11 protein-coding genes are annotated in these 13,627 nt (G+C 69.1%); 3 read left to right on the top strand and 8 right to left on the bottom strand.

What is annotated here, in order from left to right:
- Positions 1 to 16: 16 nt before the first annotated feature.
- From EYW40_RS06410 to EYW40_RS06375, 8 genes are all read right to left on the bottom strand, one after another.
- The gene (locus EYW40_RS06410) at positions 17 to 1,516 is read right to left on the bottom strand and encodes an HVO_2922 family protein (RefSeq protein WP_135820806.1); all 1,500 of its coding nucleotides are present in this window, start codon (positions 1,514 to 1,516) and stop codon (positions 17 to 19) included.
- Between the two features lie 90 nt (positions 1,517 to 1,606).
- Entirely contained in the window at positions 1,607 to 1,996 is a 390-nt protein-coding gene (locus EYW40_RS06405; protein WP_135820805.1) for a secondary thiamine-phosphate synthase enzyme YjbQ, read from the bottom strand.
- 27 nt (positions 1,997 to 2,023) lie between these two features.
- Entirely contained in the window at positions 2,024 to 2,662 is a 639-nt protein-coding gene (locus EYW40_RS06400) for a hypothetical protein (protein WP_135820804.1), read from the bottom strand.
- Complete coding sequence (locus EYW40_RS06395; RefSeq protein WP_135820803.1) at positions 2,659 to 3,297, bottom strand: twin-arginine translocation signal domain-containing protein; 639 nt, start codon at positions 3,295 to 3,297, stop codon at positions 2,659 to 2,661. The genes EYW40_RS06400 and EYW40_RS06395 overlap by 4 nt, the downstream gene beginning before the upstream one ends.
- A gap of 181 nt (positions 3,298 to 3,478) precedes the next feature.
- Entirely contained in the window at positions 3,479 to 5,476 is a 1,998-nt protein-coding gene (locus tag EYW40_RS06390) for a SpoVR family protein (RefSeq protein ID WP_135820802.1), read from the bottom strand.
- A 31-nt stretch (positions 5,477 to 5,507) separates the two neighbouring features.
- Positions 5,508 to 6,815 (bottom strand): YeaH/YhbH family protein, encoded by a 1,308-nt coding sequence (locus EYW40_RS06385; RefSeq protein ID WP_135820801.1) that lies wholly within the window; start codon positions 6,813 to 6,815, stop codon positions 5,508 to 5,510.
- The gene (locus EYW40_RS06380; RefSeq protein ID WP_135820800.1) at positions 6,806 to 9,085 is read right to left on the bottom strand and encodes a PrkA family serine protein kinase; all 2,280 of its coding nucleotides are present in this window, start codon (positions 9,083 to 9,085) and stop codon (positions 6,806 to 6,808) included. The genes EYW40_RS06385 and EYW40_RS06380 overlap by 10 nt, the downstream gene beginning before the upstream one ends.
- Positions 9,085 to 11,157 (bottom strand): PrkA family serine protein kinase, encoded by a 2,073-nt coding sequence (locus EYW40_RS06375; RefSeq protein ID WP_135820799.1) that lies wholly within the window; start codon positions 11,155 to 11,157, stop codon positions 9,085 to 9,087. Before EYW40_RS06375 ends, EYW40_RS06380 begins: the two co-directional genes overlap by 1 nt.
- A 587-nt stretch (positions 11,158 to 11,744) precedes the next feature.
- On the opposite strand from EYW40_RS06375, the gene EYW40_RS06370 reads away from it, so the two are divergent.
- Genes EYW40_RS06370 through EYW40_RS06360 form a run of 3 tightly spaced genes read left to right on the top strand, consistent with a single transcriptional unit; the run spans position 11,745 to position 13,569 of the window.
- Entirely contained in the window at positions 11,745 to 12,134 is a 390-nt protein-coding gene (locus EYW40_RS06370) for a DUF5820 family protein (RefSeq protein ID WP_135820798.1), read from the top strand.
- A 25-nt stretch (positions 12,135 to 12,159) separates the two neighbouring features.
- Positions 12,160 to 12,606: a UPF0179 family protein gene (locus tag EYW40_RS06365; RefSeq protein WP_135820797.1), complete on the top strand. Its 447-nt coding sequence runs from the start codon at positions 12,160 to 12,162 to the stop codon at positions 12,604 to 12,606.
- Between the two features lie 60 nt (positions 12,607 to 12,666).
- On the top strand, positions 12,667 to 13,569 hold the full coding sequence (locus EYW40_RS06360; protein WP_135820796.1) for a hypothetical protein: 903 nt from the start codon (positions 12,667 to 12,669) through the stop codon (positions 13,567 to 13,569).
- Positions 13,570 to 13,627 lie beyond the last annotated feature (58 nt).

The raw sequence follows: 13,627 nt of genomic DNA, 5'->3' as shown, positions 1-13,627 counted from the left end.
AAAAGCGGCCGGTCGCTTACTCCTCGACCACGTCGGCGTGGGGCGCGGTCCGCTGGACCGCCGCGATCCCCTTCTTCGCGTTCTGCTTCGAGGAGTAGCCCTCGCCGCCGTCGGCGACGATGTTGCCGTTGCGGTGGCGGAGCCGCCAGCGGTACTCGCCGGCCCTGTCGACGAACACCTCGAAGCCGAGCGGGTCGAACTCCAGCGTGTCGGCGTCGGGCGCGTAGCCCCGGACGCGCTCGAAGCCGGCTTCCGCGCCGGACTCCGACGCGTAGCCCTGACTGCTGTCGGCCACTATCTCGCCGTTTCCGGCTTTCAGCCGCCAGCGGTACTTGCCGGCCGCGTCCTCGTACACCTCGGGGTCGTCGTCGACGCGCTCGCGGACGCGGTCGACGGCGTCGACGGCGTTGCTCCGGGAGGCGTACCCCTCGCCGCCGTCGGCGAGGATGCGCCCGTTGCGGTGGCGGAGCCGCCAGCGCCACTCGCCGCCGTTGTCGCGGTACACCTCGAACGCCGTCGGGTCGTGCTCCAGCGTGTCGGCGTCGGCGACGCGCTCGGTGAGTCGCTCGACGGCGTCGTCCAGCGCCGACCGCGAGGAGTAGCCCTCGCCGCCGTCGGCGATGATGTTGCCGTTGTCGTGGCGGAGCCGCCAGCGCCAGCTGCCGCCGCGGTCCTCGTACACCTCGACGGTCGCGCCGTCGTCCGGTTCGGCCTCGGGCTCCGGCAGCGCCGCCGCGATCTCGTCGCCGCTGGCGGCGTCGTCCTCGGCGGCGTCGGGTTCGGTGTGGTCGACGCCCTTCGGCGGCTTCTCCCGCTTCTCGATCGCCGCACCGAGGGCGTTCCGGCGGACGCTCTCGATGCCTTTCTTCGCGTTGCGCACGTCGGGGTAGCCCTCGCCGCCGTCGGCGACGATGTTGCCGTTGTCGTGGCGGAGCCGCCAGCGCCACTCGTCCTTGCGGTCGGGGTACAGTTCGAACGTCGCCTTGCTCTCGGGGTCGTCGTCCGCCGCGGCCGCATCGCCGTCGCCGGCCGCGGTTCCCGTCGCGGGCACGTCGGCCGTCTCGTCCGACACCGCCGGGAAGAGGAACGCGGCGATGACCTCGATGCCGATCCCGGCGGCGTACGCCGAGAGGACGGCGGTGCTGTAGTCGGCCCCGTCGACGTTCCAGTTGCTCGGGTACACGAGCAGGAAGGCGACGACCGAGAGGAGGCTCACCGCGAGCCCCAGATACGCCACTCGCGTCGCTCGCTCGTGGAGCGGCAACACGACGATGAAGCCGTACATCAACACCGGGAGGGCGAGCGCGCCGATCGAGAAGGCGAACGTGCGGTAGAGCCAGAACGCGTCCGTGCCGCGTTCCGCTGTGGTGCTCACCAGGAACAGGGCAAAGCCAACGAGGCCGAGTACGGCCCCGACGACGAACGCCCAGTAGCCGTACGCCTCGTCGGACGTGTTCGGCGTGGCCACGTTGTCGCTGTACCAGTCGACCAGCGCGCTGTCAGTTGAATTACTCATAGTCGCGATTCAAACGGAGATGACCTAAGTGTTTGGGAGCGTCTGACAATTTCATCCCCGCGGACAGGTGGAACCGGTTCCCCGGCGGCCTCAGTCCGCGACGGCGACGGCCACCTCGCGGCTCCGCGGGCCGTCACACTCCACCAGCAGGACCGACTGCCACGTCCCGAGTTCCAGGTCGCCGTCCGCGACCGGGACGGAGACGCTCGGCCCGAGCAGGGTCGCCCGGAGGTGCGAGTCGGCGTTGCCGTCCAGCGCGTCGTGGGCGTGGCCCTCGTCGGGCACCAGATCCGCGAGAAAATCCTCCACGTCATCCCGGAGTCGGGATTCGTTTTCCTGCACCACGAGCGCGGCGGTCGTGTGCCGGACGAACGCGGTACAGACGCCGTCGGCGTCGTCGGGCACGGCCGCGGCGACGCGGTCGGTCACGTCGACGGTCGTCAGGCGCTCGTCGGTGTCGACTGTAAAGCGTCCTGCCATACCCGAACCGTTGTCCGCCGACCGTTATCAGTCCTCAGCCGCACGAGCCGCGTCGACCCAGCAGAGCGCGACGAGCGCGACCGCCAAGCCGACCGCGGCACCGAACGGTTCCGTGCGGGCGGCTATCGCCGCGGTTCCAGTCGCGTACAGGCGTGCGAGCGCGACGGCCGCGACGACCGTCGTGGCCGTCGCACAGAACAGGGCACCGTCGAGCGCCCCGTGGCTCCCCGGCGAGAGGGAGCCGTACTCGCGGTACGCGGTGACGTACAGCGCCACCGCCGCCGCGAGCGCCCCGAAGACGAGCCCGAGCACCAGATCCGGGGTGAGGTAGAGCCGCCCGGTCATCGCGTACACCACGGCCTCGGGCGCGACGGCCGTGAGGAACGCGAGCGCGGGGCCGCCGTTGAACAGGGCGTAAGCGAGCGGGACGACGAACGTCGACAGCACGACGACGACGATGAGCGCCCAGTACAGCGTGTCGAAGGCGGGCGTCAGCGTCAGCAGGCGGACGCCGCCGACGGTCGCCCGCGCGGCGGCGGCGCTCATCGCCACGAACGCGGACAGACAGACGAGGTAGGCGACGCCGACCAGCGTCCGGCGCGGGCTGACCCCGAGCAGGGCGGTGTCGAGCGGGACCGACGGGACGCGTTGGCGGTCCCACCTCACGGCCGGATCACCGTCGCGTGGCCGTCGTGGTCGGGGCCCTTCTCGTTGGCGAAGCGGACCGTCCCGTCGACGGTCCAGCCGGCGTCGTCGAACAGGCGCTCGATCCGGCGCTGGGCCCGCTCGTAGGACGCGATGCCGTGGTTCGGCGTCGCCGGCGTGTCCTCGTGGACCTGCATCGACACCGCGCCCTCCAGCTCCCAGCAGCGGACGTGGTTCCGCCCCGTCCGCCCGTAGAAGCTCTCGGCCGCGGTCGCCTGCTGGAGGACGTACGTCTCCCGCTCGCGATGCCATGCGTACCGCGCGTACTCGATCGGGGTCCGCTGCCAGCCGGCGGCGTCGAGGACCGACATCACCTCGGGCAGCCCGCGGTCCGACGACGAAAGCGGGAACACGACGTTGATCGGGCTGGTCGCCGCGTAGCCGTCGCCGGTCGCTTTGTACTGCCACATCGCGTACGGCGCGTCGTCCTCCACCCTCACCGACGGGGGACGGTCGTCCGGATCCGCCGACGGCGACCGGTCGCGGGGCATGAGTTCGGTGTCGGCCTCCGGCGTGGTCGGCAACGCCGCGACGCCGAGCGCGCTCCCCGCGCCGGCCGCCGCGACCCTGCGTAGGAACCCGCGGCGGTCGGTCACGTCGACCCACCTCCGACGGGGGAAACCGCTCGGGGGGACCCGTTCGAGCGATAGCCGCTGTTCATCGTTCGACCGGAGTGATTTCCATCACTTAACTGTGGCTATGAAAACACGAGTCTGAGGCGGGATAACGCCCGTCGGAGCCAGACGAGCGCGGGTTTCGCCGTGACGGACCGCCCCGTTACGCCAGCCACTCGTCGGGCTTCGTGTCGTAGTCCACGTCGCTGGCGGCGATCTTCTCGACCTCCTCCCACGGCAGGTCCTCGACGGTGTGTTCCTCGCCGTCGTAGCGGAGCAGTTTCCCGCGCTCCTCCGGTTCGGGCTCCTTGTTGCGGCGCTTGGCGACCTCAACGTCGTGCTCGTCGACCTCCTTCACGATGGTCATGAGATTCACCGGGCGGCCCCATAGCTCGAAGACCCGTTCGAGCGTGCGTTTGGCCTGCTGGACGTCCAGCATCACGCCGTTGTAGTGGTGGCCGAGCAGCAACTCGTTGCGGTTGTTGTAGTTGCCGTCGTACACCGCCACCGTCGGCTTCCCGAAGTTGGTGAACTGGAGCAGGAGCTTCTTCTTCACGTCCTCGTACTCGGTGCTGGCGACGCGGTTGCCGCCGGTCGCCTGCGAGAACTCGTAGGTGAAGTACTCGTTCTCGTCGACGAACTCCTGGCTGAGGAACTCGTCTAGGAACGTCACGTCGTTGTGGCTCTCGCGGATCTCCCGCATCCGGTCCCAGCCCCGCGAGAAGTCCACGTCGGCGAGCGCCTCGTCGACGCTGTCGTAGACGGCGTCGTCGAACAGGTAGCGGCCGATCCGTTCGAGGTCGCTCTGGCCGATCCGGGCGAGGAAGCCGCGGTTCCCCCGCTTTATCAGCGAGTAGTGCCGCCGGGCCAGCCCCTCGTAGGTGAGCACCTTCCAGGGGTGGCGGTCGACGTCTATCTCGCCGGCGCGGGCGCGTTCGAGCGCCTCGCGGTCGACGTACTCGTCGGGGAGGTCGGCCACCGCGTCGAGCGAGTCCGGCGTGATCGCGTCGAGCGCGGCGGGCGGCTCCAGCGCCGACAGGACGCGCTCGAAGTCGACGGTGTCCGCGAAGTTGCGCCACGTGACGCCGTCGACGCGCAGGAGCTTCTCGACGACCTCGCGGCGGTTCGTCGTGTTCTCGACGTACTCCCACAGCTCCTTGCCGAGCTTGTAGGGGTTGAGCCCGGGCGAGCCGAGCACGCGGGCCTGGTGGTCGGCGTAGCTGAGGAACTCGTCGGGGCCGGCGAACGCCTCCTCGCCCATCATCATCGACTCCCAGTAGGCGGCCCACCCCTCGTTCATCACCTTGCTCATCTTCTGGGCGGCGAAGTAGTACGCCTCGGCCCGGAGCATGTCCAGCACGTCGCGCTGCCACGGCTCCATCTCGGTGGCCTTCCCGGCGTCCTCGTCGTACTGCTTGCCGTGTCGCCGGAGGAACGCGAGCACGTCCTTCTCCGGCTCGTCCGGGAACGAGACGGACTCGGCGTCCTCGTCCTGCCGTTCGAGCCACTCCTCGCTGAACACCTCCTCGCGGACCTCGTCGGAGAGGTCGAGTTCGGAGAGCTGGTCGCTCAGGTCCCCCTCCGGGTCCACGGTCGACTCGGGCGTCGACAGCACCTCCGGGTCGAACACCTGGTGCTGGTCGATGTTGTCCTCCAGCGACAGCAGGTTGTCGATCCAGCGCTCGACCTCGGAGCGGTCGACCTCCGGGTCGCTCATGTACTCGCCTATCTTCCGGCCGTGGCGCTCCAGCATCGCCGCGGCGTCCAGGTCGTCGGCGAACATGCCGAACCACTCGTTGTTGGCGAAGAAGTCGGCGTGGGCCTCGACGTGGGTGATGACGGCCTTCTGGTCGGCCAGCGAGTTCGACTCCTGCAGGAATGCATGCGACGGGTTGTCGTTGTTGACGATTTCGAACGCCTTCCCGCCGCCGTAGCGGTCCTGCTTGCGCTGCTTGTCGTACTTCATCCCCCAGCGCCAGTGCGGGTAGCGCCGCTGGAACCCGTCGTAGGCGATGAGCTGGTTCATCTCGTCGTAGTCGACGATCCAGTAGTTCACCGGGTACGGCTCCAGCCCCAGCCGCTCGGCCAGTTCGTTGGCATCGTCGACCGGGTCCTGCAGGTCGGCGGCGATCCGGCGCGCCTCGTAGCGGTCGAAGCTCATCGTGCCTCCGTGGTCGGGGGCGGTGCGGTGGTCATGATTCGTCCTCCGTGCTGAGTATCTCGTAGATCGCGTCGGTCACGTCCTCGGGGCCGGTGACGTACGTCACGGCCACGTCGTCGGCGTCGCCGAAGTGGCGCTCAACCTCCTCGGCGTGGGTGGCGTTGATGGCGTTCCCGCTGGGCTGGGTCTCCACGTAGGCGTGGAGGTTCGCCGGGATCGACTCCATCAGCGGGATGACGCCCTCCTCGGTGTCGTTCGAGGAGTTCTCGCTGTCGCCGGCCGCGAACACGTAGCGGTTCCAGTCGCTCCAGGGGTACTCCGCGAGCAGTTCCTCGGCCAGTTCGTAGGCCGACGATATCTTCGTGCCGCCGCCGCTGCGGATGCCGAAGAAGTCGTCACGCTCGACCTCCCAGGCCTCCGCGTCGTGGGCGATGTAGACGAACTCGGCGTTGTCGTACTTCCCCTGCAGGTACCAGTCAAGCGGCGTGAACGTGCGCTCGACCAGTTCGCGCTTCTTCTCGCGCATCGAGCCGCTCACGTCGCGGATGTTCACGACGACGACGTTCTTCTCCTTCTCCTCGATTATCTGGGGGTGGCGGTAGCGCTCGTCCTCCCGGCGGAACGGGACGTGGCCGATCCCCTCCCGTCGGATCTGGTCCTGGACCGTCTCCCGTTCGACCTCGGCCTCGACGGCCTCGATGCTGTCCCACTTCGTCCGCTCGGCCTCCGGGACGTCCGCGTAGGCGTCGTCGAGCCACGCCCGCGAGACGGGGATCGACTCGCCGCGCGCCCACTCGAACGCCGCCGCGGGGCCGACGCCGTCGACCTTCAGCACCTCCCGGACGAACTCCTCGTCGAAGTCCATCGCCAGCTTCCGCTTTAGCCCCTTCTTGAACATCCGCTCGAAGTCGAGCGTGCTGTCGGGGCCGGTCTTCGTGAGCTCCTTGTAGGGGCCTTCCTTCTCCTCGACGACGCTCTTGCCCTTGGGTTCGAGGTCCAGGCCGAGTTCCTCATCTAGCTCCTGGGCGAACTCCTCGGGGTCCATCTGGTAGTACTCGTGGTCCCCGCCCTCCTCGCCGGGGTCGCCGTCCTCGTCGCCGTCGCCGGGCTGGGGCTGTGGCTGGCCGACGGGGTCGCCCACGTCGGCGTCGCCCTGGCCGACCCCGCCCTGGTCCAGCTGGTCGTACTCGAACTCCGGCAGGTCGACGATCTTTATCGGGATCCGCACCTCGTCGGAGCGGCTGCCGCCCAGGTCGCCGTACTGGATGAACTCCGAGAGGTCCTCCCGGCGTTGCTCGCCCACCTCGTAGAACCGTTCCAAGTCGTCTTTCAGTCCCATTTGTAACTCACCTGCCCCATGACGTGTCGGCTGGTCAGCTCCGCCGACGCCTCGCTGTAGTCGAACATCTCGACCATGTTGTCGATCGTCTCGGCCTTGATCTCGGCCGTCTCCGTCCCGCTGGGCGGGTCGTCCCACTGCCGCGGGTCGAAGTCCTCGAACAGCCGCGCGACGTCGTCCCAGTCGTGCGATTCGAGCACGCTCCGGATCACCGGGATCCCCGTGAGGTCGACGTCGGACGCCGAGAAGTCGTCGCCGCGGTGCTCCCAGGCGTGGCGGTTCAGGGCGGTTATCACCTTCTCGGTGCGGAACTGCCGCACCGCGGGCGAGGGCTCGTTCCCGTCGTAGCTCTCGGGCGAGAACCGCCCGAGATGCTCGGTCTCGAACACCTTCATCTTCAGCGGGTCGGGGTCGACCCGCTCGCCGCGCTCGTTCTCCAGTTGCTCGTCGGTCGCCCAGGCGTAGACGTGTTCGACGTAGTCGGCGACGGTGTCCTCGTCGACCCGCCGGTCGCGCATCATCGCGTCGAGCACGTCGGCCTCCTGCCGCCCGAACACGTGGTTTTTCACCGGGACGACGCGGTTCTCGAACTCGGTCCGCTCGCCCGGCGAGAACACCGGGGCCTCGGTCAGCCCCTCGGCCATCGCGTTCAGCACGTCGCGGGGCATGATCACGTCCTCGACCGGCAGGTCGGCGTGGTGGCGGTCCTGGGCGACGTGCAGCAGGTCCGCGATGCGGTCGCGTGTGTACGTCACCGGGATGCCGTGCTCGCCGTCGTCCGCGCCGTCGTCGAACTCGAAGTCCTCCTTCTCCAGGCGCTCGTCGCCGTCGCGGAGGTAGCCCCGGTCGAACAGAAGCGCCTTGTCGACCAGGTCGAGGCCGGCCGGCAGGTCGGCGTCGTCCAGCCGGGTGACGACGCTGTACAGCGCCGCCGCCTCGACGGCGTGGGGCGCGAGTTCGCGCTCCCGGAGCCGCCCCTCCGAGTCCTTGATCGCGACGGTGATCGGCTCGGCTATCTTCTCCTCGACGGCCTCCTCGTCGGCGTCCCACACTGCCGTCTCGTTGGTGAGTTCGCGCCGGACGAGTTCGGTCTCCAGGCTGCGGTTCGTGAGGTAGGTGAACTCGTGTTTGTCGAGGCGGCGCTTCAGCGCCTTCAGGGGGTCCATCCCGTTTTTCTCGGCGTGCTGGTTCAGCTTCGCCTCCAGGTCGGGGTTCGAGATGATCACCAGCTGCGTGTCGATGTCCATCCCGATCCCCTTGTCGAGCTTGACGGTCCGCTCGTCGGGCACGTTCAGCAGCTTCTGGAGCAGGTCGGCGTGCTGGGCGGCGTCCTCGACGACGGTGAGCAGGCCGTTGCCCTGCGACAGCACGCCGTCGTAGGAGAACGCCTGCGGGTTCTTCCGCCCGCGGGAGTCCAGTTCCTGCAGCATGCCGCGCATCCAGGCCCCCACGAGCCGCTCCTTGGGCTGGCCCTCGTCCTCGGAGTGGAGGACGCCGATCCCCTGTCCCACGTCGACGACGTAGTTCTTCACGCGGAGGTGGGCCGGGTCGGTCACCGCGGAGAACAGGTCCTCGACGCCCCGGCGGCGGTACTCCTCCTCCAGGTAGTCGTACGCCTCCCGCGAGAAGGGGTCGAGTCGCTCCTCGACGCGGACGTCGAGGTGGTCGTCGTTGGCCTCGTTGAGCCGCGCGAGCAGGTCCTCGCGGACCTCGTCGGGGAACGCCGACAGCGGATGGGCCTGCACCGGGCTCTCGTACCACTGGTCCTCGTCGGCCGGCGCGTCGCCGCCGTAGGAGAGCCCGCGGGTGTCGGCCGCCGTCGCCACGTTCCACTCGACGGTGTAGCGCCGCCCCTCCGGCGTCTTCGAGTACTCCCGCAGGCCGTTGATGAGACAGCGCTTCAGTTCGGACTTGCCGGTCGCGGTCGGCCCGTCGAACCAGATTATCTTCTCGTCTTTCGCCCGCCCCGCCGCGATGGAGCGGAGGTCGTCGACGAACGCGTTCAGCACCTCGGTGTTGCCGAGCACGGCGTGTTCGCCGTCGTTGTGCGGGTCGTCGAAGAAGCGGTAGCGCTCCGTCTCCTCGCCCTCCTCGACGACGGTCCGCGTACCGGCCGCCTCGATCGCCTCCAGCAGGTACTTGGAGGCGTGGGAGGCGATCCGCGGCGTCTCGAACACCTCGTCGACGTACTCGGCGAGGCTCTTCGGCTCCTCGTAGGCCCCTTCGAGGGCGCGGTCGGCCTCGCTGACGAACTCGTCGCCGCGGCTCATCAGTCCTCCATCTCGGCTTTGGCCACCTCGGCGCCGGCGAACTCCAGCACCTCGCGAGCGCCCGCCTCGGAGTAGCCCTGCTCGATCAGGGCGTCGATCCACTCGTTGCGCTCGTCGTCGTCGAACTCGTTGCTGGACACCAGCGCCGAGAAGTTGATGTTGTGTTTCTTGTCCTCCCAGAGCTTCCGCTCCAGCGCGCGGCGCAGGCGCTCGTTGTCGGTCGGGTCGAACGCCTCGCCCTCGCGGGCGCGCCGGGAGACCCAGTTCGACACCTCCTGCCGGAAGTCGTCCTTGCGGTCCTCGGGCACGTCGAGTTTCTCCTCGACCGACCGCAGGAACGTCTCGTCGGGCTCCTGCTCGCGGCCGGTGAGTTCGTCCTCGACGGTCTGGTCGTCGATGTACGCCATCACGTGGTCCATGTACTTCTCGCCCTGTCGCTGGATCTCGTCGACGTCGTAGGCCAGCGCGTGGCGCACGTCCTCGATGGCCCGCTCCTTGTACTCCTCGCGGACGGTTTCGAGGTAGCGGTAGTACGTCCCGAAGTTCTCCTCGGGGATCGAGCCGTGGTGTTCGAGGTTCTCCTCGAAGAAGTTGAACACCGTCAGCGGCGAGAGGAACCCGCGGCTCCGGTGTTTGGAGTCCATGATCGCCTCGGCTATCTCGTCGCCGATGAACCGGGGGGAGATGCCCTCCATCCCCTCGCCGATCTCGGCTTTCTCCTCGGCCTCCTCGCGGAGCTTCTTCACGTCGACCTCGTCGCCCTCGTCGACCTCGCCGTTGTACGCCTTGGCCTTCTGGAGCAGGTCGACAGTCTCGGTGTCGGGCTCCTCGATGCGGGTGAGGACGCCGAACAGGCCCGCCATCTCGAGGGTGTGTGGCTCGACGTTGATGTCGGGCACGTCGGCGTTGGCGAGCATCTTCCGGTAGATGTCGGCCTCCTGCTCGTAGGAGAGGACGTAGGGGAAGTCGATCCGCTTGGTGCGGTCGTTGAACGCCTCCATCTTCTCGTCGCCCTTCTTGTCCTTGTACTCCGGCATGTTCGTCCGGCCGACGATCACCTGGTCGATGTCGATCCGCGGGTTGTTCTTCGGCTTGATCGTCTGTTCCTGCGTGGCGTGCAGGAAGTCATAGAGGAACTCCCGCTGGAGCTTCAGCAGCTCCTCGCCGGAGAAGATGCCGCGGTTCGCGTTGCAGAACGCGCCGGAGTAGTCGAACGCCCGCGGGTCCGACTCGCCGTAGACGGCGATCTTCGAGTAGTTGACGTCGCCCGTCAGCTCCGTCTCGTCCTGGTTTTTCTTGTCCTTTGGCTCGAACGTCTCCAGCCCCTGTCGCTTGTTCTCGTCGGCGACCAGCCGGATCACCTCGACGTGGTTTTCCAGCACCTGCTTGAGGTCGTCGTCGTAGTACGACAGCAGCCGGTCCATGTAGAACTCGGACTCGGGGTCAAGCGCCTGCTCGTTGCGGATCGAGTACGGTGCGTCGAGGCGCTCGTTGAGGTCGTCGATGATCGACCCGCGCTGTTCCGGCGGGATCAACACCAGCGGGTCCTGGTTCATTGGCGACCGGACGACGTCGTCGGCCGGGTCCTGGTCCCCGATCACGTCACAGAGGTTCGTCCAGCGGAACGTGTACAGCCGCCCCTCGTCGCGGGCGGTGTAGTCCTCGTAGTACGCCCGGATCTGCTGGTCGAACGCCGACTTCCCGGAGCCGACCGGTCCGAGCAGGAGCTTGATCCGGCGTTCCGGGCCGAGCCCGCGGGCCGACGACTTCACCTTGTTGACGAACTCGTGGATCGCCTGGTGGATGACGCGGCCGTAGAACGTGTTCTCGCCGTCGTTGATCGGGTCCTCGGAGACGAGCTTGTACTCGACGACGCCGGCCTCCTCGTCGTACTCGGTGCCGTAGTAGTCGAACATGTCCGCGACGCGCTGGTGTGCGTTGCGGGCGATCTTCGGGGACTCGTACACCTCCTCGAGGTACCAGTCGAACGACTTCGCCGCGCGCAGGTCCTCCGGGACCGAGTCCTGGTACTCCTGGCTCAACTCCTCGAGACTGTCGATATCTCCTGTCATTGTATCACGGTCGGTTGGGTGCCCACCCGTTCGGGCGGCCGCGCGGTCCGGGCCGCCACGGCGGCTATCAGCGGGGGGAGAGCGCGGGTCCGACCCCGCGCGGTCGGTGGGTGCCTGCCGTCGCGACCGACTGCCTCCGCAGCGGCCACTCCCGTCGTGGGTCGACGCGGCGGGGCGACCGTAGTTCTGCGCTTGCGTGACATGTGTGGTCGTTTACCATGGCCGCACGCGAGACGGCTGCTTCGACGGCTGGGGTGCGACTGAGAACGTCGTCGACGACGGAACCGGTCGGGGGCGCGCGGGTGGTTCGGTGGCAGGCTTCCACCGATAGTATTTAATCTATGAGTTCCTGAGCAACTTAAGCGTAACCCCAAAAGATATTTGTCGGGATCAATCCCCTCATGAACATTCCGGAATATCCGGGGGATCCCCGCCACCGGCCCCGTCACGTCGGCCCCAACATCGGGCGCGTTTATATACGTCGGGGTGACTCCGGCACCGAGCGGCGGCCGCGCGGTTCGGGCGCTCGCTGTCCCGGTCGCCCCGGAACCCCACACCCCTTAGGTGGCGGCCCCGTACCGCGCCGCATGAGCGATTTCGACGCCCCCGACGGCTGGGTCGTCTGGAACGAGGGGTCCGAGGGTCGGCTGGTGCTGGCCTACCGGCCGGACGTGTTCGACGCCGACGGGTTCCCCGCGGAGTGTCTCCCGACGCTGTACCTGACGCGGGGACGGCGGGGGACTCGCCCGCCGGGGGAGTCCTCGCCGGCCGGCGCGGACTGGCACGTCACGCTGTATCTCGAACCGGACGTGGACGACGGCGGGGAGCGCTACGGCTCCCGCGAGGCCGCGCTGGCGGGTGCGCGGGAGCGCGCCGCGGCGTTCGCCGCCGGCGAGGTCGACTACCGGGCGCTGTATCAGGTCCCGCGCGAGGCCTACTTCGATCGGCTGGACGAACTGACGGGACGGGAAGCTTAACCCTCGCGGCCGACTACGGGCCGCCATGTCCCAGGTCACGCTCGTCGGCACGCGCCTCGCGGCCGTCGACGAGGAGTTCGTCTACCACGGCGAGGCCGCGGGCTGTGACGGCTGTCCCTACCGCGACCAGTGTCTCAACCTCTCGGAGGGGGTCCGGTACCGCGTCGTCTCCGTCCGCGAGAACGCCCAGTCGCTGGACTGTGCCGTCCACGACGGCGACGTGCGCGCCGTCGAGGTCGAACCCGCGCCGGTCCGGGCGAACGTCCCCGCGAAGAACGCCTACACCGGCGGCAAGGCGAGCCTCGCCGGCCCCTGCCCCCACGTCGAGTGCCCGAGCCACGAGTTCTGCGTCGCCGACGGCGCCGACGCCGGGGAGGAGCGGCGGATCGCCGAGGTCGTCGGCGACCCGCCCCACGACGCCTGCGCGCTCGACCGCGACCTGACGCTGGTCGAGTTCGCGCCCGAGGAGTGACCGGCCGGGCAACGCGGTGAATGCCCGCGGGTTAAGTCGGCCCGCCCTCTACCGGCGTGCATGGACGATTCCGAGACGCCGGTTCCCGCCGCGGCGGACGGCCCGGACTTCGCCGGCGACCCGCCCGCGCCGCTCTCCGTGCTCGCCGACGCCGTCGAGCCGCTCCGCGCGACGCTCCAGCAGGTGACCGGCGCGTTCGGGCTGCCCGAGCCCGCGATGCTCGTCGAGGACGTGCTGGCGACGCCGCCCGACGAGCGGTTCGCACGGTGTGCGCGCCGCTACGCCGAGCAGTTCGGCGACGGCGCGCTCCTGTCCGACCCCGAGCGGCTGGCCGCGCTGGCCGACGACCTGCCCATCGCGGACCCCGTCGGCCGCGCTGTCCGGGTCGTCGTCCGGATCACGGGCCAGTTGGAGGGCGAACTGCTCGCCGCGGCGTCCGAAGTGCCGGCCGACGCGGAGCCGTACCTCGTGCTGGCGGTCGCGGCCCGCCGCCTCCGGGAACTGGCGCTGGACGTCGGCGAGACGTTCGACGCCGGCGGCGGGGCGGAGGGCGACCTCGCACACCTGCTGTCGGCGACGCTCGCGCTGACCGCGCGGCTGCTCGAACTCGCCCCCGGCGACGTGCCGACCGCCGACGGGGCCGCGGAGGGGGAAGCAGACGACGAGTCACAGCCCGACGGCCGGTCCCAGCACGACACGGAAACGGCCGACCTCGATCCCGAGGACTGGCTCGACACGGTCGCTCGCGACGTGGTGCGGGCGGGCTACCACCGCGAGTCGGCGATGGGTGCCACCCCGTCGACGGTTCCGGCGGCCAAGTCCGACGCCGAGGTCCGTCGCATCGTCCGCCTCCGCGGGGCCGCCGCGGCCGCGGACGTGCTCGACCTCGACCCCGCCGGTGCCGCGGCGCTGGTCGACGAGCCAGCGGCGGCCGTCGAGACGCTGCTCGACCGGCGCGGCTGACGCTCCCGGACGTTTCTGATCGGTCGGTGGCCCGACGCGGGCCGTCGAAGGTGGACGG

It is taken from the genome of Halostella litorea (assembly GCF_004785955.1).
Lineage (GTDB): Archaea > Halobacteriota > Halobacteria > Halobacteriales > Natronoarchaeaceae > Halostella > Halostella litorea.
The sequence above is the reverse complement of the archived record's forward strand: the minus strand, read 5'-3'. Positions and strand labels throughout refer to the sequence as shown.

What these genes read in the sequence shown, in the direction of transcription:
- EYW40_RS06410 (WP_135820806.1), bottom strand. Translation starts at nt 1,516, where the DNA reads ATGAGTAATTCAACTGACAGCGCGCTGGTCGACTGGTACAGCGACAAC.
- EYW40_RS06405 (WP_135820805.1), bottom strand. Translation starts at nt 1,996, where the DNA reads ATGGCAGGACGCTTTACAGTCGACACCGACGAGCGCCTGACGACCGTC.
- EYW40_RS06390 (WP_135820802.1), bottom strand. Translation starts at nt 5,476, where the DNA reads ATGAGCTTCGACCGCTACGAGGCGCGCCGGATCGCCGCCGACCTGCAG.
- EYW40_RS06385 (WP_135820801.1), bottom strand. Translation starts at nt 6,815, where the DNA reads ATGGGACTGAAAGACGACTTGGAACGGTTCTACGAGGTGGGCGAGCAA.
- EYW40_RS06380 (WP_135820800.1), bottom strand. Translation starts at nt 9,085, where the DNA reads ATGAGCCGCGGCGACGAGTTCGTCAGCGAGGCCGACCGCGCCCTCGAA.
- EYW40_RS06375 (WP_135820799.1), bottom strand. Translation starts at nt 11,157, where the DNA reads ATGACAGGAGATATCGACAGTCTCGAGGAGTTGAGCCAGGAGTACCAG.
- EYW40_RS06370 (WP_135820798.1), top strand. Translation starts at nt 11,745, where the DNA reads ATGAGCGATTTCGACGCCCCCGACGGCTGGGTCGTCTGGAACGAGGGG.
- EYW40_RS06365 (WP_135820797.1), top strand. Translation starts at nt 12,160, where the DNA reads ATGTCCCAGGTCACGCTCGTCGGCACGCGCCTCGCGGCCGTCGACGAG.
- EYW40_RS06360 (WP_135820796.1), top strand. Translation starts at nt 12,667, where the DNA reads ATGGACGATTCCGAGACGCCGGTTCCCGCCGCGGCGGACGGCCCGGAC.